This window comes from Oceanicella sp. (genome assembly GCF_056449545.1).
The window spans coordinates 13,382-32,496 of record NZ_JBWOMN010000075.1 but is presented as its reverse complement, the minus strand read 5'-3'; the positions used below and the strand labels follow the sequence as shown (position 1 = coordinate 32,496).

The window sequence follows — 19,115 nt, the reverse complement described above, 5'->3', positions numbered from 1 at the left end:
CCGGCGCCGGGGCTGGCGCAGGGTTTTTTCTGGGAAAGAAACGAATGTTCATTTATAGTCGCCGGCGAGAGGAGCCCACATGGCAAGGCGAATCGGTTCCAGCGGCGCCAAGACGGCGGACAATCTGCGCAAGGCGGCGCTGAACCTGTTCGCGCGCCACGGCTACGCCGCCGTGTCCATGCGCATGATCGCCGCCGAGATCGGCGTGCAGCCCGGCGCGCTCTACAATCACGTGGACACCAAACAGGACCTGCTGCGCGACCTGATGCTCGGCCACATGACCGAACTGATGGAGGCCCATGCGGCGCTCGACCCGCCGCTGGACGCGCGCGGCGATCCGGTGGCGGCGCTCGACGCCTTCACCCGGTTTCACATCCGCCACCATCTGGGCCGCGCCGACGCGGTGTTCATCTCCTACATGGAGCTGCGCAATCTCAGCCCGGAGAATTTCCGCGAGGTCGAAGCCCTGCGCCAGCGCTACGAGGCGCTGCTGCGCGACATCCTGCAATCGGGCGCCGAGGCCGGGCTGCTCCACGCCCCCGACCCGCCGGTGGCGGCGCGGGCGATCATTTCCATGCTGACCGGCGTCACCCAGTGGTTTCGCGAGGGCGGACGGCTCAGCGCCCGGGACATCGAAGACATCTACACCGATCTGGTCGTGCGCAGCGTCGGCCGCGACCCTTCCGCGCCGGGGCCCGCCGGACCCGCGCGGCCCAGCCAGGAGGATACGGAATGTTCCACGCAACCATGAGCTTCGGCCTTGGCGAAGACATCGAGGCCCTGCGTGACCTCGCCCATCGATTCGCGCAGGAGCGCATCGCGCCGATCGCCGCGGACATTGACAAGTCCAATGATTTCCCCGCGCATCTGTGGAAGGAATTCGGCGATCTGGGGCTGCTCGGGATCACCGTGGACGAAGCCTATGGCGGCGCGAACATGGGCTATCTCGCCCATGCGGTGGTGATCGAGGAGCTGGCCCGGGCCTCGGCCTCGGTGTCGCTGTCCTACGGCGCCCATTCCAACCTCTGCGTCAACCAGATCAGCCTCAACGGCACGCCCGAACAGAAGGCGAAATACCTGCCCGGGCTGGTGTCGGGCGCAAAGGTGGGCGCGCTGGCCATGTCCGAGGCCGGGGCCGGGTCCGACGTGGTGTCGATGAAGCTGCGCGCGGAAAAGAAGAATGACCGCTACGTGCTGAACGGCACGAAATACTGGATCACCAACGGCCCCGACGCCGACACCCTGGTGGTCTACGCCAAGACCGACCCCGAGGCCGGCGCGCGCGGCATGACCGCCTTCATCGTCGAAAAATCCATGAAGGGTTTTTCAACCTCGGCGCATTTCGACAAGATGGGCATGCGGGGATCGAACACCGCCGAATTGATCTTCGAGGATGTGGAAATCCCCTTCGAAAACGTGCTGGGCGAGGAGGGCAAGGGCGTCAACGTGCTGATGTCGGGCCTCGATTACGAACGCGTGGTGCTGTCGGGCATCGGCGTCGGCATCATCCACGCCTGCCTCGACCACATCATGCCGTATATGCATCAGCGCAAGCAATTCGGCCGCCCGATCGGCGATTTCCAGCTGATGCAGGGCAAGATCGCCGACATGTACGCGGCGATGAACACCTCGCGCGCGTATCTGTATGCGGTGGCCGCGTCCTGCGATCGCGGGCAGGTGACGCGCCAGGACGCGGCGGCCTGCGTGCTGTATTGCTCCGAGGCCGCGATGCAGCAGTCGATCCAGGCGGTGCAGGCCATGGGCGGCGCCGGCTACATGAACGATTCCCCCGTCAGCCGCATCATGCGCGACGCCAAGCTGATGGAGATCGGCGCCGGCACGTCCGAAATCCGCCGCATGCTGTGCGGGCGGGAACTGATGCGGGCGACGGCGTGAGGCTGGCGGCGGCGCTTTTGCCGAACACCGAATGCCGGCGACGCCCGGCGCGCGACATCCGGCGCCAGCCCAGGACATGGACTTAGCGATGACCATCATCAAATCCGCCTTCTCGCCCAATTCCGAGCAGGCCAGAACCAACCGCGCCGGGCATCTCGACGCGCTGGAAAAAATCGCCGAGGCGGCGGAGGCGGCGCGCAGGGGCGGCGGGCCCGCGGCCCTCGAACGCCATGTGGCGCGCGGCAAGCTGCCGCCGCGCGATCGCGTCGAGGCGCTGCTCGATCCCGGCGCGCCGTTTCTCGAAATCGGGGCCACCGCCGCGCATGACATGTATGACGGCGCCGCGCCGGGCGCCGGGGTGATCGCCGGCGTCGGGCGGGTCGCGGGGCGCGAGGTGATGGTGGTCTGCAACGACGCCACCGTGAAGGGCGGCACCTACTACCCGATGACGGTCAAGAAGCACCTGCGCGCCCAGGAGATCGCCGAACAGAACAGCCTGCCCTGCGTCTATCTGGTGGACAGCGGCGGCGCCAACCTGCCCCAGCAGGACGAGGTGTTCCCGGATCGCGACCATTTCGGGCGCATCTTCTTCAACCAGGCCAACATGTCCGCCAGGGGCATCCCGCAGATCGCCGCCGTGCTCGGGTCCTGCACCGCCGGCGGCGCCTATGTGCCGGCGATGTCGGACGTCACCATCATCGTCAAGGAACAGGCGACGATCTTTCTGGCCGGCCCGCCGCTGGTCAAGGCCGCCACCGGCGAGGTGGTCAGCGCCGAGGATCTGGGCGGCGGCGACGTGCATACGCGGTTGTCCGGCGTCGCCGACTATCTCGCCGACGACGACGCCCACGCGCTGGCGCTGGCGCGCCAGGCGGTGGCCAATCTCAACCGTCCCAAGCCGATCACGGTGGAGATGCAAACCCCGGAACCGCCGCTCTACGACCCCGAGGAGATCCTCGGCGTCGCGCCTGCGGATCTGAAAACCCCCTACGACATCCGCGAGGTGATCGCGCGGGTGGTGGACGGCTCGCGCCTTGACGAATTCAAGGCCCGCTACGGCGCCACGCTGGTCTGCGGCTTCGCCCATGTCGAGGGCGTCCCCTGCGGGATCATCGCCAATAACGGCATCCTGTTTTCCGAGAGCGCCGTGAAGGGCGCGCATTTCGTCGAACTCTGCTCGCAACGCCGCATCCCCCTGATATTTCTGCAAAACATCACCGGCTTCATGGTCGGGCAGAAATACGAGGCCGAGGGCATCGCCCGCCATGGCGCCAAGCTGGTGACCGCGGTGGCGACCACGCAGGTTCCCAAGGTGACCATGCTGATCGGCGGATCCTTCGGGGCCGGCAATTACGGCATGTGCGGGCGGGCCTATTCGCCGCGCTTCCTGTGGAGCTGGCCGACCTCGCGCATTTCGGTGATGGGCGGCGCGCAGGCGGCGGGGGTGCTGGCCACGGTGCGGCGCGGCGGCATCGAGCGCAAGGGCGGCGCCTGGTCCGCGACCGAGGAGGCCGCCTTCAAGCAGCCGATCATCGACCAGTTCGAACATCAGGGGCATCCGCTGTTCGCCTCGGCGCGGCTGTGGGATGACGGGATCGTGGATCCGCGAAAAACCCGCCGCGTGCTGGCGCTGTCGCTGTTCGCGGCGCTGAACGCCCCGATCGGAGAAACCCGCTTCGGCGTGTTCCGCATGTGATGGGGAAAACATGAGCATGTTCCAGAAAATCCTGATCGCCAATCGCGGCGAGATCGCGGTGCGCATCGCCCGCACCTGCCGCGAGATGGGCGTGCGCACGGTTGCGGTGCATTCCGACGCCGACGCCAACGCGCTCCATGTCGCGGTCTGCGACGAGGCCGTGCGCATCGGCCCGGCGCCGGTCGCCGACAGCTATCTGCGCGGCGACCGGATCATTGCGGCGGCGCTGCGGACCGGCGCGCAGGCGATCCATCCCGGCTACGGCTTCCTGTCCGAAAACCCGGATTTCGTCGAGGCGGCGGAGGCTGCCGGACTGGCGTTCATCGGCCCCTCGGCCCCGGCGATCCGCGCCATGGGGCTGAAGGACGCGGCCAAGCTGGCCATGGAATCCGCCGGCGTGCCGGTGGTGCCCGGCTATCACGGCGACAGCCGCGATCCGGCCTTCCTGAAGGCCCGGGCCGAGGAAATCGGCTACCCGGTGCTGATCAAGGCGCGCGCGGGCGGCGGCGGCAAGGGCATGCGCAAGGTGGACCGACCCGAGGATTTCCTGTCCTCGCTGGAGGCCGCGCAGCGCGAGGGCGAGGCCAGTTTCGGCGACCCCGCCTGCCTGATCGAGAAATGGGTGACCGCGCCGCGCCATATCGAGATCCAGGTTTTCGGCGACAAACACGGGAACGCGCTGCACCTGTTCGAGCGCGACTGTTCATTGCAGCGCCGCCATCAGAAGGTGATCGAGGAGGCCCCGGCGCCGGGCATGCCGCCCGACATGCGCCGCGCCATGGGCGACGCCGCGGTGCGCGCCGCCAAGGCCATCGGCTATGCCGGCGCCGGGACCATCGAATTCATCGTCGACGCCTCGGACGGGCTGCGCGCCGACCGGTTCTATTTCATGGAGATGAACACCCGCCTGCAGGTCGAACATCCGGTGACCGAGGCGATCACCGGGCGCGACCTGGTGGAATGGCAATTGCGCGTCGCCGCCGGCGATCCCCTGCCCTGCGCGCAATCGGATCTGTCCATCGACGGCTGGGCCTTCGAGGCCCGCATCTACGCCGAGGACCCGAGCAAAGGCTTCCTGCCCGCCACCGGCACGCTGGCGCATCTGCACCTGCCCGCCGATCGCGCCCGCATCGACGCCGGGGTGCGCGCGGGGGATGCGATCAGCCCCTATTACGACCCGATGATCGCCAAGGTGACGGTGCACGGCGCGGATCGCGCGCAGGCGCTGGCGCGGCTGCGCGACGCGCTCGCGGCGGTCGAGGTCGCGGGCTCGGTGACCAATGCCGGGTTTCTGGCGCGGCTCGCCGCGCATGAGGGGTTTTCGCGCGGCGAGGTGGACACCGGGCTGATCGAACGCGATCTCGATGCGCTGACCGCGCCCCGGCCCTTGGCCCCGGAGCTGCCGGCGCTGGCCGCCATCGCCGCGCTGGGGCTGGATGCGCCCGCCCCCGGCGCCGGTTTCGACGACAGCGCCGGCTGGCGGCTCTGGGGCGGGGAAACCCGTTCGGTGACGCTGATCGGCGACGCGCCTCTGCGCGTGGAGCTGACCATCCTCGGCGACGGGCGTTTCGCCGCCGACGGGCTGGAGCTGACCCTGCGCCGCACCCCCGAAAGGCTGCTCTGCGAGATCGCCGGCGCCGCGCGCCCGGTGCGCCTGATCCGCCACGCGGACGCCGCCGGCGAATCGGTGACGGTGATCGACGGCGCGACCGCCGCCACCTGGCGGCTGCTCGACCCGCTGGAAGCTGCGGCGCAGGCGGGCGCGACGGGCGACGTGGTGCTTTCGCCCATGCCCGGCCTGGTGAAGATGATCGCCGCGAAACCCGGGGATTCGGTGCGCGAGGGCGACCCGCTGATCGTGCTCGAAGCCATGAAGATGGAACACCGCCTGACCGCCCCGCGCGACGGCGTGGTCGCGGAGCTGTTCTGCGAGACCGGCGCGCAGGTGCAGGAAGGCGCGGTGCTGCTGGCGCTGGAGGAGGCGGGCGATGACTGACCTTGCCCCAACCCGACTGCGCATTTTCGAAATGGGCCCCCGCGACGGGCTGCAGAACGAAAAGCGCCTGATCCCGACCGCCCGGAAAATCCGGCTCATCGACATGCTGTCCGAGTGCGGGTTCGACCGGATCGAGGCCACCAGCTTCGTCTCGCCCAGATGGGTGCCGCAGATGGCCGACGCGGCGGACGTGCTGGCGGGCATCGCGCGCCGCCCCGGCATCCGCTACGCGGCGCTGACCCCGAACCTGCGCGGGTTCGAGGCGGCGCGGGCCGCGAAGGCCGACGAGGCGGCGGTGTTCGCCTCCGCCTCGGAAGGCTTCAGCCAGAAAAACATCAACTGTTCGGTGGCGGAAAGCCTCGCGCGTTTCGCGCCGGTGATGCAGGCCGCGAAAGCCGCCGCCATCCCGGTGCGCGGCTATGTGAGCTGCGTCACCGACTGCCCCTATGACGGCGAAACGCCGCCCGATTCCGTGGCCCGCGTCGCAACGGCGCTGATCGCGATGGGCTGCTATGAAATCTCGCTCGGCGACACCATCGGCGCGGCGACGCCAGAAACCATCGCGCGGATGCTCGACGCCGTGCTCGCCGAAATCCCGCCCGACCGCCTCGCCGGCCACTACCACGACACGCGCGGGCGGGCGCTCGACAACATCGCGGTCAGCATCGAACGCGGGTTGCGGGTGTTCGACGCCTCGGTGGCCGGGCTGGGCGGCTGCCCCTACGCGCCGGGCGCCGCGGGCAATGTGGACAGCGGCGCGGTGGCGGCGCTGGCGCTTGAGAAAGGCCTGGAAACCGGGCTCGACCTGGGCAAGCTGGCCGCGGCCGCCGATTACGCGCGAACCCTGAGGGAGCCCGACAATGCCTGAAACCATCCGGATCGACACTGACGCGCGCGGCGTCGCCACCCTGACGCTGGCGCGCCCGGAGAAACACAATGCCATGTCCGGCCCGATGATCGGCGAACTGCATGCGGCGGTGCGCGCGCTGTCCGCCGACGACGCGGTGCGCGTGGTGGTGCTGACCGGCGAGGGGCGCAGTTTCTGCGCCGGGGGCGACCTTGGCTGGATGCGCGCCCAGATCGACGCGACCCGCGAACAGCGCATCGAAGGCGCGCAGGAACTGGCGCGGATGCTGATGGCGCTCAACGCCATGCCCAAGCCGCTGATCGGGCGGGTGCAGGGGCAGGCCTTTGGCGGCGGCATCGGGATGATGGCGGTCTGCGACGTGGCTGTGGCGGTCGCGGGGGCCAGATTCGGGCTCACCGAAACCCGGCTCGGGCTGATCCCGGCCACCATTTCGCCCTACGTGATCGCGCGCATGGGCGAGGGCCGGGCCCGGCGCGTGTTCATGTCCGCCCGGCTGTTCGACGCCGAGGAGGCCCGCGATCTGGGACTGGTGGCCAGGGTCGTGACGCCCGAGGCGCTGGACGCCGCGATCGAGGCGGAAATCGCCCCCTATCTCGCCGCCGCGCCCGAGGCGGTCGCCGCCGCCAAGGCGTTGGCCCGGGCGCTGGGCCCGACGATCGACGAGGCGGTGCTGGAAACCACCGCCCGCCGGCTCGCCGATTGCTGGGAAACCGCGTCGGCGGCCGAGGGCATCGCCGCATTCTTCGACAAGCGCAAGCCCGGCTGGGCGGTCTGAGCCCCGGGCGCCGGGCCGATGACCGAACTCGGGGGGCCGTGCGCGGACCGCATCGCCGACGAGGCGCTGAAACTGCTGCGGGTCTGGGGCGGCGCGCCGGTGCGCGACGCGTTCGCCGCCCCGCCGCAGACCCCGCTGGTGGACCTGATCGCCTTTGGCGACCGCCACCAGATCGGCTTTGCCCTGGGCGAGGCGCTGGCCGCGACCCATGCGGCCTTCGGCGCCAGGGGCGTGGCCGCGCTGCTGGCCCCGGCGCAGGCGGCGCGCGCGGCGCGGGCCGAGGCGTTCCGGGCGCAGTTTCAGGACATCGCCGCGCGGCTGGCGGCCAACGGCGTCATGGCTGTGGCGTTGAAGGGCGCGGCGCATCTGGCCGCGGCGGGCGGCGCGGTCCCCTGGCGCGAGATGGTGGATTTCGACCTGCTGACGCCGCCCGAGGCGCTGCCCACCGCCGTCGCGGCGCTGAAATCCGCCGGGTATCGCGGCGATGACGCGGCGTTCCTGCCCGGCTCGGACTACCATTACCCGGCGCTGTTCCCGCCCGAGGGCCCGGCGACGGTCGAACTGCACGCGCGCCTTGGCTGGGCTCGCGGCGGGCTGCTTGACGCGCGGGCGATCATCGCCCGCGCCCGCGCCACGGCGCTGCCCGGGATCGTCCTGCCCGCCCCCGGGGACCGGCTGGCGCATCTGATCCATCACGCGATGATCGCCGACCGGGGCCATGCCTGCCGCGCGCTGCGCCTGCGCGATGCGCTGGACTGGCGGCGGCTTGGGGGCGACGACCCGGCGATGCGGCGTCAACTTGACGCCCGGTTTCAGGCGGCGGGGCTGAAAAAGCCGTTCCAGGCCTTTGTCGCGCTCATGGATCGGATCTGGGCCAACCGCCGTCCAGATGACCGTCAGGCGGCGTGGGTGGCGCAAACCCTCGCCGGTCTGTCTGACCCCGCGGCGGTCGCGCGCCGCCGCGCGCAGGATCAACGCTGGGCGCTGGTCCGGGCGCTGGCCTCGCCGGCGATGCGCGCGCATCTGCTGGGGGGCGCCTTCAACGACGCGCGGCGCCGCCGGCTGCTCAAGCGACTGCGGCGCTAGGCGGCGCTAGGCGGGGCGGCGCGGGGCGGGGCGGCGCGGGGCTCAGATCCGTCCATGGGCGAAATCCCAATACAGTTCCCGCGCCCTGCGCGTCACCGGGCCGTAATCGTAGTCGCGATCGTCAAAGCGGGTCACCGGCATGACCTTCAGGGCGTTGCCGGTGGAAAACACCTCGTCGGCGTCGCGCACGTCCTCGACGCTCAGCACGGTCTCGCGCACTTCGATCCCGGCGCCGCGCAGCAGCTTGATGACCCGCTGGCGGGTGATGCCGTTCAGGAAGGTGCCGTTGGGAATCGGCGTCATCGCCACCCCGTTGCGCACGATGAACATGTTGGCGGTGGCGAATTCGGCGACGTTGCCCAGCGCGTCCAGCACCAGCGCGTTGTCAAACCCCCTGGCGTTGGCCTCGCGCAGCATCCGGGCGTTGTTGGGGTAGAGGCAGCCGGCCTTGGCCTCGGTCGGCATCATCGACTGCATGGGGCGGCGAAACCGCGTCACGGTGATCGAAAACCCCTTGACCGGGCGCATGGGCATGGTTTCGAGGCACAGGCAGAACACGGTGCTGGACGGGTCGGCGGCGATCAGCGACGGCCCGGCGTTCACCGACCAGGCCATGGGGCGGATGTAGATCTCGGCGTCGGGGGCGAACCTGGCGATGCCGGCGCGGCACAGGTCCAGCACCTCGGCGTCCGACAGCGGCGGCGCCAATCCCATGGCCCGGGCCGAAGTGTTCACCCGCGCGCAATGCCGGTCCAGATCCGGGGCCACGCCTTCAAAAGCGCGGGCGCCGTCGAACACCGTGGTGCCCTGCCACAGCCCGTGATCCGCGGCGCCCATCACCGGCGCGTTGCCCTGCATCCAGTCGCCCTGAAACCAGGTCCAGATTTCGCCGTCGCCGATGGCCATGTCGCGCCTCCTTGGTTTTCGAGCGCCAAGATGCGTCCGGCGCGATCCGAAGACAAGAGCGGGCGGGCGGAATCCGCGCGTTGCCATGGGCCGCGGCGATGCTTACCTGTGCAGCGCAGCGCCCGGCCCGGATTGCTTTTCGCCCCGCGCCAAACTATGACCGCGCGGCAGGACACAGGTCGCAAGGAACCCCCGGCATGAACTGGATCTCCAACTACGTGCGCCCGAAGATCAACTCGCTGTTCTCGCGCCGCGAGGTGCCCGACAATCTCTGGCGCAAATGCGACGAATGCGGGACCATGCTGTTCCATCGCGAATTGAGCGACGCGCTCAATGTCTGCCCCTCGTGCCAGCATCACATGATCATCACCCCGCGCGCCCGCTTCGCCGCGCTGTTTGACGGCGGCGTGTTCATCGAGGCGCCGGTGGCCGACCCGATCGCCGACCCGCTCGGCTTCAAGGACGAAAAGCGATACCCCGACCGCTTGAAGGACGCGCGCCGCAAGACCGACGAGCACGAGGCGATGCTGGTGGCCGAGGGCGATATCGGCGGCCTGAAAACCATCTGCGCCGGGCAGGATTTCAGCTTCATGGGCGGCTCCATGGGCATGGCCGTGGGCAACGCGCTCATCGCCGCGGTGGAACGCGCCATCGAACGCAAGGCCCCGCTGGTGGTGTTTTCGGCGGCGGGCGGCGCGCGCATGCAGGAGGGCATCCTGTCGCTGATGCAGATGCCGCGCACCACGGTGGCGGTGCAGATGCTGAAGGAGGCCGGGCTGCCCTTCGTGGTGGTGCTGACCCATCCCACCACCGGCGGCGTCACGGCGAGCTACGCCATGCTCGGCGACATCCAGATCGCCGAACCCAACGCGCTGATCTGCTTCGCCGGGCCGCGGGTCATCGAACAGACCATCCGCGAAAAGCTGCCCGAAGGCTTCCAGCGCGCCGAATTCCTGCTCGAACACGGGATGCTGGACCGGGTGGTGCACCGCAAGAACATGCGCGACGAACTCGCCGCCATCCTGCGCCTGCTGACGAAGGCGCCGCGGCGCAGCCACGGCAGCCTGACGGGGCCGGGCGCGAAAGCCGCGCCGCCGGCCCCGGTCGACGCGGCGAAGGCGTGAGCCCCGTCGAAACCCGCGCCGATTCCGGCAGCGACGTCATCCTTGACCGGCTGATGACGCTGCACCCGAAGATCATGGACCTGACGCTGGGCCGGATGCACCGCCTGCTGGCCCGCCTCGGCCATCCCGAGCGTGACCTGCCGCCGGTGATCCATGTCGCCGGCACCAACGGCAAGGGCTCGACCCTGGCGATGCTGCGCGCCGGGATCGAGGGCGCGGGCAAGACCTGCCATGTCTACACCTCGCCGCATCTGGCGCGGTTTCACGAACGCATCCGGCTGGCCGGGACGCTGATCTCGGAGCCGGCGCTGATGGCGCTGCTCGACGAATGCGAGTCGAAGAACGGCGGCGCGCAGATCACCTTCTTCGAGGTCACGACCTGCGCCGCGCTGCTGGCCTTCGCGCGCGAGAAGGCGGATTACACCCTGCTGGAGGTCGGGCTCGGCGGGCGGCTCGACGCCACCAACGTCATCGACCGCCCGGCGCTGACCATCGTCACTCCGGTCTCCGTGGACCATCAGCAGTATCTCGGCGATTCGCTGGCCCAGATCGCCGTCGAGAAGGCCGGGATCATGAAGCCCGGCGCGATCTGCGTGAGCGCGCCTCAGCAGAAGGCGGCGCTGGACGCGATCGAGACCCATGCCGCGCGCATCGGCGCGCCGCTGCTGCTCGGCCGTCAGGACTGGGACGCGCGCATGGAATCCGGGCGGCTGGTCTATCAGGACGCGGCCGGGCTGCTGGACCTGCCGCCCCCCGCCCTGCCCGGCGCCCATCAGGCGGCGAACGCCGGCTGCGCGCTGGCCGCGCTGCGCGCGCTGGGCATGGGCGACGACGCATGCCGCGCCGCCATGCGCGAGGCGCGCTGGCCGGCGCGGATGCAGCCGCTGCCCGCCGCGCAGCTGCCCGGCGCGCCCGAACACGCGGAAATCTGGCTCGACGGCGGCCATAACGAAGCGGCGGGCGCGGCGCTGGCCGCGCATATGGCGATGCTGGAGGACCGCCGCCCGGCGCCCCTGCACCTGATCTGCGGCATGCTCGACACCAAGGACCCCTCGGCGTTTCTCGGTCATTTCGCCGGCCTGGCGCGACAGGTGCAGGCGCTGTCGATCCCCGACGCGCCGGCGACGCTGAGCGCCGAAGCCACCGCGGCGGCGGCGCGCGGCAAGGGGCTGACGGCCGAACCCGCGTCCGGGCTGCGCGACGCGTTCGCGCGCATCGCCGCCGCGGGCGACCCGGCGCCGCGGGTGCTGATCTGCGGGTCGCTGTATCTGGCCGGCTGGGTGCTGCGCGAAACCGCGGCGCCGCTGGACTGAGCCGCTCAAGCCCGGCGGTCAGGGCAGCGGGCGCGATTTGCCGTCCTCGCTGATGGCGACGAAGGTGAACACCGCGTCGGTGACCCGCAGATGTTCGCCCGAGGGCTGGCGGGTGATCCAGACCTCGACCCCGATGCGCATGGAGGACCGCCCCTCGCGCAGGATCTCGGAATGGATGCAGACCAGGTCGCCCACATGCACCGAGCGATGGAAGGTCATGGCGTCCACCTGCACCGTCGCCACCCGCCCGCGCGCCCGGGTGCGCGCGGGAACCGAGGCCCCGAGATCCATCTGCGCCATCAGCCAGCCGCCGAAGATGTCGCCATTGGCGTTGACGTCGGCGGGCATGGCGATGGTCTGCAGCGAGATCGCGCCGCGCGGCTCGCTGGGGTCGGCGCGGCGGCGCGGCGCGGTTGCGTCGGTCACCGGCTGGCCTCCATGGGCACGGTCTCGTCGATCTCGCCATTGGCGCGCCACTGGTCCAGGGTGCTGCGGCTGACCTCGAAATGCATGCTGTCCTCGCGCGAGAAGGCGGCGCCCCAGTACCAGCCCTCCTCCAGAAAATACTCGGACAGCAGGATCAGGCCCAGCTGCGATGACCCGTCGCCGAAATCATCCAGCCGGCCGTCGATGGTGATGTCGATGGCGGTGCCGTAGGCATGGGCCGAGATCCGGTCCTTGGACCCCCGGATCAGCCGCCCGCAGAGCGAGCCGCTGGAGCCGATCACCGCGTAAAGCTCGGGTTCGAATTCCTTCACCGCCGCGAAAATCCGCCGCAGGCTTGCCAGCGCCGGGCGCAGCATGCGGGCGCGGAACGGGCCCACGTCCTCCAGCGCCAGATTGGCCACCAGCCGCGGGTTGTCGGGGGCCTGGCATTCGTCGGAGAAATCGCGCGCCAGCCGCGGCGGGCCGAACACCGTTTCCATGTAGGTCGCGCCGATCACCTTCAGCGGGTCGTTGACGTTGCGCCGCCCGGTCAGCAGCATCTTGGTGGCGAAGCGGTCCTCGGGCTTTGGCGGCGCCTCGCCCCCGGTCTGCGCGCCGCCTTCGTAAAGCCGCGCGATTTCCGCGTCGCGCGCGGCGCCGCGGGCGCGTTCCTCGGCGATATCCCCATTCAGCGCGTCCAGCCGCGCGCTCAGCCGCGCCACCTCGTCGCGCAGGGCGTCGATCTCCGGCCCCATATCGACGGCGCCCGGGGCCTCGGGCGCGGGCGGAAAGGCGCGCTTGGCGATTTCGTTCATGAACGGCAGCCAGACGATTGCGAGCGCGATCAGCACCGCCCACCAGAATCGCCGGAAAAACCCCATTCGCACGCCTCCTGCCACGCCTCAAGCCACCCCGCGACGCCAGTTTAGCAGTCTCGACCGATCCTGCTAAGAGGGCATGAACGAATCCCGAAGATTTTGACGGATGCCGCGCCGGAGTCAGGCGTCCGCTCAGTCGATGGCGGCGATCAGGCGCGCGCAATGGCCCTCGACATGGTGGATTTTCCTGATCGCGCCGCGCAGCACGGGCCGGGTCGCGGCGGCGCGGGTCGGTCAGCCATGGCGGGCCGGGGGCGCGCCGGGATCTGACCCGCGCGCCACCGGCTCCGGCGCGCGGGTCAGGTTTCGGTTTCGGCCTCTGGCTGCGGTTCGACGCCGGCCGGCGCGGCGGCCGCGATGCCGACCATCGCCGGGCGCAGCAGGCGGCCCGAAATCGTGAACCCCTTCTGCATCACCTGAATCACCGTGCCGGGCTTCGCGCCGGCCACCGGGGCCTCGAACATCGCCTGGTGCAGCTTGGGATCGAACTTGTCGCCCAGCGCCGGGTCGATCACCTCGATGCGGTGCTTGGCGAAGGCGCTCAGCAATTCGCGCTGGGTCAGCTCCACGCCCTCGATCAGCGCCCGGCCATGTTCGCGCATGTTGTCGTCGACGACGCCGAGCGCGCGGCCCAGATTGTCGTAGACATCGAGGATGTCGCGCGCCAGCCGGGCGCCGCCATAGGCCTCGGCGTCCTTGCGGTCGCGCTCGGCGCGCTTGCGGATGTTCTCCGCTTCGGCCAGCGCGCGCATCAGCTTGTCCTTCAGCGCGTCCCGCTCGGCGTTCACGGCGTCGAGCGCCGCCTGCATCGGGTCCGCGGGTTCGGGCAGCGGCGATTGCCCCGGGTCGCCGGCTGGGCCCGCGCCGGGATTCGGGCCCGGGTCCATGCCGGGGGCCGCGCCATTGGCCTGATCCGCCGCCGCTTCGTCGATCCGTGCGCCGGTCTCGGTTTTTTCGTCAGCCATTCCTGATCCTTCTTCCGGGTCCGCGTCAGCGCCGCCGCTCGGCCACCATCCGCCCCATCAGCCTGGCGGTATAGTCCACGATCGGCACGACGCGACCGTAATTCAGGCGCGTGGGGCCGATGACCCCGATCGCGCCGATGATTCGTCTTTCCGCATCCATATATGGAGAAATCACCAAAGATGAACCCGTAAGCGAAAACAGCTTGTTTTCCGAGCCGATGAAAATGCGCACGCCCTCGCCGGTTTCGGCCAGATCGAGCAGGTGCAGCAGGTCTTCCTTGCGCTCCATGTCGTCGAACAGGCGGCGGATGCGCTCCAGTTCCTCCTCGCCCTCCATGCCGTCGAGCAGATTGGCGCGCCCGCGCACGATCAGCCGGTCGGGGCTGTCGCCGAAACCGTCGCCCTCGCCGCTCCAGATCGCCACGCCCTGCTCCACCAGCTGCGCCGCCAGCGCGTCCAGTTCGCGCCGGCGCGCGGCGATCTCGTCGAGGATCGCGACGCTGGCCTCGCTCAGCGTGCGCCCGCGCAGCATGGCGTTGAGAAAATTCGCCGCCTCGCGCATGGCCGAGGGCGTCAGGCCGACGGGCGGCGCGAACACCCGGTTTTCAACCGAGCCGTCCTCCAGCACCATCACCACCAGCGCGCTGTCCGCCGACAGAGACACGAATTCGATGTGCTTGACGGCTTTTTCGGTCTTGGGGGCCAGCACCAGCGAGGCGCCCCTCGTCAGCCCCGACAGCATGGAGCCGGCGCGCGCCAGCATGTCCGAGACGCCCTTGACGCTGTCGCCCGCGTCGCCGCCCAACCCGCCCTCGATCTCGGCGCGCTCCGCCTCGGACACGTCGCCGATCTCCAGCAGTCCGTCCACGAACAGCCGCAGCCCGATCTGCGTGGGGATGCGCCCGGCGGACACATGCGGGCTGCCCAGCAGGCCCAGCTGTTCCAGATCCTGCATCACGTTGCGCACGGTGGCGGGCGACAGGCTGTGCTCCAGCGCGCGCGACAGGGTGCGCGACCCCACCGGGTCGCCGGATTCAAGATAGGCTTCGACCAGATGCCGGAAGATCTCGCGGCTGCGGTCGTTCAGGTCGCTCAGCTTGGCGGGCTCGCTGTACATGACGCGTGCTGTCTCCGGGGGGGCGATCGCGCGGCGTTCGCCGATGCAGCAAAATCTAGGCCGCCCGGGGGGCGGGGTCAACGCGCGCCGGACCGGGGCCGATGTCGCGCCCCTCGGCGGCGCCCGCGCCGCGACATGGTGGACCCCGCCGCCAAGCCCGCGTATGTAAGCGCCGTTCAATCCCAACAGGAGTCTCCCATGCGTCCTTCCGGCCGGGCCCGCGACCAGCTTCGCCCTCTGTCCATCGACATCGACGTGACCAAGCACGCCGAAGGCTCCTGCCTGATCCGCATGGGCGACACCCATGTGCTGTGCACCGCCTCGGTCGAGGGGCGCACCCCGCCCTGGATGCGCAATTCCGGGCTTGGCTGGGTGACCGGCGAATACGGCATGCTGCCGCGCGCCACCACCTCGCGCAATCGTCGCGAGGCGACGGCGGGCAAGCAGTCGGGGCGCACCCAGGAAATCCAGCGCCTGATCGGGCGCAGCTTGCGCGCCGGCGTCGATCGCGTGGTGCTGGGCGAACGCCAGATCACCGTCGATTGCGACGTGATCCAGGCCGATGGCGGCACCCGCTGCGCGGCGATCACCGGCGGCTGGATCGCGCTGCGGCTGGCCGCCGACCGGATGCTGAAGGCGGGCGATCTGAAGGAAAACCCCGTCGCCGAACATGTCGCCGCGGTGTCCTGCGGGATCTGCAAGGGGCGCTCGGTGCTTGATCTCGACTACGCCGAGGACAGCGAGGCCGGGACCGACTGCAACATCGTGATGACCGGGTCCGGCGGGCTGGTCGAGGTGCAGGGCTCGGCCGAGGGCGCGCCGTTCTCGCGCTCGGAACTCGACGAGATGCTGAGCCTGGCCGAGACCGGCATCGCCGAACTGGTCGCCGCGCAGAAGGCCGCCATCGCCTGACCCCATCAAGGGAGAGACCGCCATGACCCGCCGCCTGACCGAGCCGCGCCTCGTGGTCGCCACCCACAACGCCGGCAAGCTGCGCGAGATCCGCGCGCTGCTCGCCCCCTTCGGCATCGCCGCCGAGTCAGCCGGCGAACTGGGCCTGCCGGAACCCGAGGAAACCGAAACCACCTTCGCCGGCAACGCCCGCATAAAGGCCCATGCGGCGGCGCAGGCCACCGGCTTGCCGGCGCTGTCGGACGACAGCGGCATCGAGATCGCGGCGCTGGGCGGCGCGCCCGGGGTCTGCACCGCCGACTGGGCGGAAACGCCCTCGGGGCGCGATTTCCCCATGGCCATGACCCGCGCCTGGCGGGAGCTGGAGGCGAAATCCGCCCCCGAGCCCCGCACCGCCCGCTTCGTCTGCACGCTCTGCCTCGCCTGGCCCGATGGCCATGACGAGGTGTTTCGCGGCGAGGCGGCGGGCCGCATCGCCTGGCCCATGCGCGGCGAGTTGGGCCATGGCTACGACCCGGTGTTCGTGCCTGACGGCGAGAGCCAGACCTTCGGCGAAATGGACCCGGCGAAGAAGAACGCCATGTCCCACCGCGCCGACGCCTTTCGCAAGTTCATCGCCGGATGTCTGGAGGCCGGATCATGAGCGAAAGGAAACTCGTTTCCTCGGGATCGCCCTTCGAGGCCGATTACGCCTATTCGCGCGCCGTGGCCCAGGGCGACTGGTGCTTTGTCGCCGGCGTCACCGGCTATGACTACGACGCCATGGCCATGCCCGAGGACCCGGCGCAACAGACCGCCAACTGCTTCGAGTCCATCGCCCGGGCGCTGGCCGAGGCCGGCTTCGCGCTGTCCGACATCGTGCGGGTGCAGTATCACGTCACCGACCGCGCGGACTGGGCGGCCTCGGCCCCCGCCGTGCGCCGCTATCTGGGCGACGTGCGCCCGGCGGCCACCCTGATCGTCGCCGGGCTGCTGACCCCGGAGATGAAGATCGAGATCGAAGTCACCGCCTACAGGGGCGGCTGAGATGACCGGCCCGCCCGATCCGCCGGGCGCGCCGGTCGCGGACCGGCGCACGGCCGGATTCGGGATCTATGTCCATTGGCCCTTCTGCAAGGCCAAATGCCCGTATTGCGATTTCAATTCGCATGTTGCGCAAGACATCGACCAGCGGCGCTGGCGCGACGCCCTGATCGCCGATCTCGAGGCCAACGCGGCGCTGACCGGGGCGCGCCGGGCCGACACGGTGTTCTTCGGCGGCGGCACGCCCTCGCTGATGCCGCCTGAAACCGTGGGCGCGGTCATCGACGCCATCGCGCGGCTGTGGGGGCTGGCGCCCGGGGCCGAAATCACGCTCGAGGCCAACCCGACTTCGGCGGAGGCCGGGAATTTCCGCGGCTACGCGCTGGCCGGGGTCAACCGGGTGTCCATGGGCGCGCAGGCGCTGAACGACGCGGATCTGAAGGCGCTGGGGCGCATGCACACCGCCGCCGAGGCCCGCGCCGCCTTCGACATCGCCCGCGCAGCCTTCGACCGCGTGAGCTTCGATCTGATCTACGCGCGCCAGAACCAGAGCGTGGCGGCGTGGGAGGCCGAGCTGCGCGCCGCACTCGACATGGCCATCGACCACCTGTCGCTCTATCAGCTGACCATCGAGGCCGGGACGCGCTTTGGCGACCTGCATGACCGGGGCCGCCTGCGCGGGCTGCCCCGCGACGACGCGGCGGCGCAGATGTACGCGGCGACGCAGGCGATCTGCGATTCCGCCGGGCTGCCGGCCTATGAAATCTCCAACCATGCGCGCCCGGGGGCCGAGAGCCGCCACAACCTGATCTACTGGCGCTGCGGCGATTACGTCGGCGTCGGGCCCGGGGCCCATGGGCGGATCGCGCAGGGCGGCGAGGACGGCGCCCGGATCGCCACCGAGACCCTGCGCGACCCCGCCGCCTGGCTCGCGGCCATGGCGCAGGGCGGGCGGGGCGCGCGCAGCGCCGCGCCGGTCGCGCCGCAGGATCAGGCCACCGAATACCTGATGATGGCGCTGCGGCTGACCGAGGGCGCCGATCTCGACCGCTTCGCGCGGCTCGGCGGCGCGGCGCTCGAGCAGGCGCGCGTCGCGCCGCTGCTGGACAGCGGGCATCTGGCGCGAAGCGGCGCGCGCATCGCCGCCACCGCGCGGGGCCGCCCGCTGCTCGACGCGCTGCTGCGCGAATTGCTGGTCTGAGCCGCGGCCCCGGGCGAAACCCGCGCCGAACGCTCGCAACCCTCTCCGGCCCGGGTTAGACATGTCCCATGCGGGTGTTCTGGTTTCTCGTCGGCGCGCTCAGCGTCCTTCTCGGTGTGGCGGGCATGTTCCTGCCGCTGCTGCCGACCGTGCCGTTCCTGCTGCTGGCCGCCTATGGGTTCGCGCGCAGCTCGACGCGGGTGCATGACTGGCTGCTGAGCCATCCGCGGCTGAGCCGGCCGATCATCGACTGGCGCCGGAACGGGGCCATCAGGCGGCGGATGAAATGGATCGCCAGCGCCTCGATCCTCGCCGCCTTCGCCATGTCGCTGGCGCTCGGGTTCAGGCCCTGGGTGCTGGCGGTGCAGGGGGTCGTGCTGATCGGCGTGGCGATCTTCATCTGGACGCGCCCCGAGGCCGGCGCCCGCGCCGACCCCGCCGATTTCTGACCCGCGCCCCCACAATCCCTGACCCGCGCCAAATGGCCCGCGCAACGAAAGAGGGACGGCGCATCCGCCGTCCCTCCCGAAATCCTGAAATCGTCAGCGGGATTCCCCGCCCGCGGCTCAGCCGCGAATGCCGGCCTTGAAGGGCGCGGCGAACTTGAAGCGCGGGGCCATGTGGGCCTCGGCCATCTTCTTCTCGCCGGTCTGGGGATTGCGCACTTCGCGCGCGGCGCGCTCGACGGCCTCCAGCTTGCCCACGCCGGCAAGCGTCACGGCCTGACCGCCCTTCAACGCGCTCAGCGCGACGCCGGGCAGCGCGCCCAGAACGGCGGCGACGCTCGCTTTGGTCTCGCCGCTGGCTTCGGCAAGGGCGGTGACGAGTTCATCTTTTTTCACGTGCTGTCCTCCGGGTCGGAACTGGGGGTTTTCATTTGCGGTCTCAGAACACAGCAATTCAAAGAATTGTCAAGCGAGCGCCCCCACATGT

The 19,115-nt window shown here is 70.3% G+C and carries 20 protein-coding genes; 14 read left to right on the top strand and 6 right to left on the bottom strand.

Going from position 1 to position 19,115, the window contains the following annotated elements; all coding sequences use genetic code 11:
• Positions 1–79: 79 nt before the first annotated feature.
• From AC1HC7_RS10930 to AC1HC7_RS10900, 7 genes are all read left to right on the top strand, one after another.
• Positions 80–751, top strand: a complete 672-nt coding sequence (locus AC1HC7_RS10930) for a TetR/AcrR family transcriptional regulator (RefSeq protein ID WP_479495008.1) — start codon at positions 80–82, stop codon at positions 749–751.
• Positions 733–1,896 (top strand): isovaleryl-CoA dehydrogenase, encoded by a 1,164-nt coding sequence (locus tag AC1HC7_RS10925; RefSeq protein WP_479495007.1) that lies wholly within the window; start codon positions 733–735, stop codon positions 1,894–1,896. Before AC1HC7_RS10930 ends, AC1HC7_RS10925 begins: the two co-directional genes overlap by 19 nt.
• An 88-nt stretch (positions 1,897–1,984) precedes the next feature.
• Entirely contained in the window at positions 1,985–3,592 is a 1,608-nt protein-coding gene (locus tag AC1HC7_RS10920; RefSeq protein ID WP_479499016.1) for a carboxyl transferase domain-containing protein, read from the top strand.
• Positions 3,593–3,608: 16 nt separating this feature from the next.
• Positions 3,609–5,588 carry an acetyl/propionyl/methylcrotonyl-CoA carboxylase subunit alpha gene (locus AC1HC7_RS10915; protein ID WP_479499015.1) on the top strand — a complete coding sequence of 660 codons (1,980 nt, stop codon included), beginning with the start codon at positions 3,609–3,611 and terminating at the stop codon, positions 5,586–5,588.
• Positions 5,581–6,456, top strand: coding sequence for a hydroxymethylglutaryl-CoA lyase (locus AC1HC7_RS10910; protein WP_479495004.1), 876 nt, complete (start codon positions 5,581–5,583; stop codon positions 6,454–6,456). Before AC1HC7_RS10915 ends, AC1HC7_RS10910 begins: the two co-directional genes overlap by 8 nt.
• Complete coding sequence (locus AC1HC7_RS10905; protein WP_479495003.1) at positions 6,449–7,231, top strand: crotonase/enoyl-CoA hydratase family protein; 783 nt, start codon at positions 6,449–6,451, stop codon at positions 7,229–7,231. Before AC1HC7_RS10910 ends, AC1HC7_RS10905 begins: the two co-directional genes overlap by 8 nt.
• A gap of 18 nt (positions 7,232–7,249) precedes the next feature.
• Positions 7,250–8,317, top strand: coding sequence for a nucleotidyltransferase family protein (locus AC1HC7_RS10900; protein ID WP_479495002.1), 1,068 nt, complete (start codon positions 7,250–7,252; stop codon positions 8,315–8,317).
• Between the two features lie 42 nt (positions 8,318–8,359).
• Here AC1HC7_RS10900 and AC1HC7_RS10895 read toward each other — a convergent pair whose 3' ends face one another.
• Positions 8,360–9,223, bottom strand: a complete 864-nt coding sequence (locus tag AC1HC7_RS10895) for a branched-chain amino acid aminotransferase (protein ID WP_479495001.1) — start codon at positions 9,221–9,223, stop codon at positions 8,360–8,362.
• A 197-nt stretch (positions 9,224–9,420) separates the two neighbouring features.
• Between AC1HC7_RS10895 and accD the strand changes: the two genes are divergently transcribed.
• Both accD and AC1HC7_RS10885 read left to right on the top strand, forming a co-directional pair.
• A complete protein-coding gene (gene accD, locus AC1HC7_RS10890; RefSeq protein WP_479495000.1) occupies positions 9,421–10,347 on the top strand; it encodes an acetyl-CoA carboxylase, carboxyltransferase subunit beta in 927 nt (308 codons plus the stop codon).
• Between the two features lie 53 nt (positions 10,348–10,400).
• On the top strand, positions 10,401–11,660 hold the full coding sequence (locus AC1HC7_RS10885; RefSeq protein ID WP_479495044.1) for a bifunctional folylpolyglutamate synthase/dihydrofolate synthase: 1,260 nt from the start codon (positions 10,401–10,403) through the stop codon (positions 11,658–11,660).
• 18 nt (positions 11,661–11,678) lie between these two features.
• On the opposite strand, the gene AC1HC7_RS10880 is transcribed toward AC1HC7_RS10885, so the two are convergent.
• The 4 genes from AC1HC7_RS10880 to hrcA form a co-directional block, all read right to left on the bottom strand.
• Positions 11,679–12,086 (bottom strand): acyl-CoA thioesterase, encoded by a 408-nt coding sequence (locus AC1HC7_RS10880; protein WP_479494999.1) that lies wholly within the window; start codon positions 12,084–12,086, stop codon positions 11,679–11,681.
• Positions 12,083–12,967 carry a M15 family metallopeptidase gene (locus AC1HC7_RS10875; RefSeq protein ID WP_479494998.1) on the bottom strand — a complete coding sequence of 295 codons (885 nt, stop codon included), beginning with the start codon at positions 12,965–12,967 and terminating at the stop codon, positions 12,083–12,085. The genes AC1HC7_RS10880 and AC1HC7_RS10875 overlap by 4 nt, the downstream gene beginning before the upstream one ends.
• A gap of 296 nt (positions 12,968–13,263) precedes the next feature.
• Positions 13,264–13,929 (bottom strand): nucleotide exchange factor GrpE, encoded by a 666-nt coding sequence (locus tag AC1HC7_RS10870; RefSeq protein ID WP_479494997.1) that lies wholly within the window; start codon positions 13,927–13,929, stop codon positions 13,264–13,266.
• A 25-nt stretch (positions 13,930–13,954) separates the two neighbouring features.
• The gene (gene hrcA / locus AC1HC7_RS10865) at positions 13,955–15,046 is read right to left on the bottom strand and encodes a heat-inducible transcriptional repressor HrcA (RefSeq protein WP_479494996.1); all 1,092 of its coding nucleotides are present in this window, start codon (positions 15,044–15,046) and stop codon (positions 13,955–13,957) included.
• Between the two features lie 198 nt (positions 15,047–15,244).
• Between hrcA and rph the strand changes: the two genes are divergently transcribed.
• The 5 genes from rph to AC1HC7_RS10840 all read left to right on the top strand — a co-directional run bounded on the left by rph (position 15,245) and on the right by AC1HC7_RS10840 (position 18,631).
• The gene (gene rph / locus AC1HC7_RS10860) at positions 15,245–15,958 is read left to right on the top strand and encodes a ribonuclease PH (protein WP_479494995.1); all 714 of its coding nucleotides are present in this window, start codon (positions 15,245–15,247) and stop codon (positions 15,956–15,958) included.
• Between the two features lie 22 nt (positions 15,959–15,980).
• The gene (gene rdgB / locus AC1HC7_RS10855; protein ID WP_479494994.1) at positions 15,981–16,601 is read left to right on the top strand and encodes an RdgB/HAM1 family non-canonical purine NTP pyrophosphatase; all 621 of its coding nucleotides are present in this window, start codon (positions 15,981–15,983) and stop codon (positions 16,599–16,601) included.
• Positions 16,598–16,984, top strand: a complete 387-nt coding sequence (locus tag AC1HC7_RS10850) for a RidA family protein (RefSeq protein WP_479494993.1) — start codon at positions 16,598–16,600, stop codon at positions 16,982–16,984. The genes rdgB and AC1HC7_RS10850 overlap by 4 nt, the downstream gene beginning before the upstream one ends.
• Before the next feature lies 1 nt (position 16,985).
• Positions 16,986–18,182 carry a radical SAM family heme chaperone HemW gene (gene hemW / locus AC1HC7_RS10845; RefSeq protein WP_479494992.1) on the top strand — a complete coding sequence of 399 codons (1,197 nt, stop codon included), beginning with the start codon at positions 16,986–16,988 and terminating at the stop codon, positions 18,180–18,182.
• Positions 18,183–18,250: 68 nt separating this feature from the next.
• A complete protein-coding gene (locus tag AC1HC7_RS10840) occupies positions 18,251–18,631 on the top strand; it encodes a YbaN family protein (protein WP_479494991.1) in 381 nt (126 codons plus the stop codon).
• Between the two features lie 117 nt (positions 18,632–18,748).
• Here the strand turns inward: AC1HC7_RS10840 and AC1HC7_RS10835 are convergent, their stop codons facing one another.
• Positions 18,749–19,024, bottom strand: coding sequence for an HU family DNA-binding protein (locus AC1HC7_RS10835; RefSeq protein ID WP_479494990.1), 276 nt, complete (start codon positions 19,022–19,024; stop codon positions 18,749–18,751).
• Between the last annotated feature and the right edge of the window lie 91 nt (positions 19,025–19,115).

What these genes read in the sequence shown, in the direction of transcription:
- AC1HC7_RS10905 (WP_479495003.1), top strand. Translation starts at nt 6,449, where the DNA reads ATGCCTGAAACCATCCGGATCGACACTGACGCGCGCGGCGTCGCCACC.
- AC1HC7_RS10885 (WP_479495044.1), top strand. Translation starts at nt 10,401, where the DNA reads ATGACGCTGCACCCGAAGATCATGGACCTGACGCTGGGCCGGATGCAC.
- AC1HC7_RS10840 (WP_479494991.1), top strand. Translation starts at nt 18,251, where the DNA reads ATGCGGGTGTTCTGGTTTCTCGTCGGCGCGCTCAGCGTCCTTCTCGGT.
- AC1HC7_RS10920 (WP_479499016.1), top strand. Translation starts at nt 1,985, where the DNA reads ATGACCATCATCAAATCCGCCTTCTCGCCCAATTCCGAGCAGGCCAGA.
- rph (WP_479494995.1), top strand. Translation starts at nt 15,245, where the DNA reads ATGCGTCCTTCCGGCCGGGCCCGCGACCAGCTTCGCCCTCTGTCCATC.
- rdgB (WP_479494994.1), top strand. Translation starts at nt 15,981, where the DNA reads ATGACCCGCCGCCTGACCGAGCCGCGCCTCGTGGTCGCCACCCACAAC.
- AC1HC7_RS10895 (WP_479495001.1), bottom strand. Translation starts at nt 9,223, where the DNA reads ATGGCCATCGGCGACGGCGAAATCTGGACCTGGTTTCAGGGCGACTGG.
- hrcA (WP_479494996.1), bottom strand. Translation starts at nt 15,046, where the DNA reads ATGTACAGCGAGCCCGCCAAGCTGAGCGACCTGAACGACCGCAGCCGC.
- AC1HC7_RS10930 (WP_479495008.1), top strand. Translation starts at nt 80, where the DNA reads ATGGCAAGGCGAATCGGTTCCAGCGGCGCCAAGACGGCGGACAATCTG.
- AC1HC7_RS10850 (WP_479494993.1), top strand. Translation starts at nt 16,598, where the DNA reads ATGAGCGAAAGGAAACTCGTTTCCTCGGGATCGCCCTTCGAGGCCGAT.
- AC1HC7_RS10870 (WP_479494997.1), bottom strand. Translation starts at nt 13,929, where the DNA reads ATGGCTGACGAAAAAACCGAGACCGGCGCACGGATCGACGAAGCGGCG.
- AC1HC7_RS10900 (WP_479495002.1), top strand. Translation starts at nt 7,250, where the DNA reads ATGACCGAACTCGGGGGGCCGTGCGCGGACCGCATCGCCGACGAGGCG.
- hemW (WP_479494992.1), top strand. Translation starts at nt 16,986, where the DNA reads ATGACCGGCCCGCCCGATCCGCCGGGCGCGCCGGTCGCGGACCGGCGC.
- AC1HC7_RS10875 (WP_479494998.1), bottom strand. Translation starts at nt 12,967, where the DNA reads ATGGGGTTTTTCCGGCGATTCTGGTGGGCGGTGCTGATCGCGCTCGCA.
- AC1HC7_RS10915 (WP_479499015.1), top strand. Translation starts at nt 3,609, where the DNA reads ATGTTCCAGAAAATCCTGATCGCCAATCGCGGCGAGATCGCGGTGCGC.
- AC1HC7_RS10910 (WP_479495004.1), top strand. Translation starts at nt 5,581, where the DNA reads ATGACTGACCTTGCCCCAACCCGACTGCGCATTTTCGAAATGGGCCCC.
- AC1HC7_RS10925 (WP_479495007.1), top strand. Translation starts at nt 733, where the DNA reads ATGTTCCACGCAACCATGAGCTTCGGCCTTGGCGAAGACATCGAGGCC.
- accD (WP_479495000.1), top strand. Translation starts at nt 9,421, where the DNA reads ATGAACTGGATCTCCAACTACGTGCGCCCGAAGATCAACTCGCTGTTC.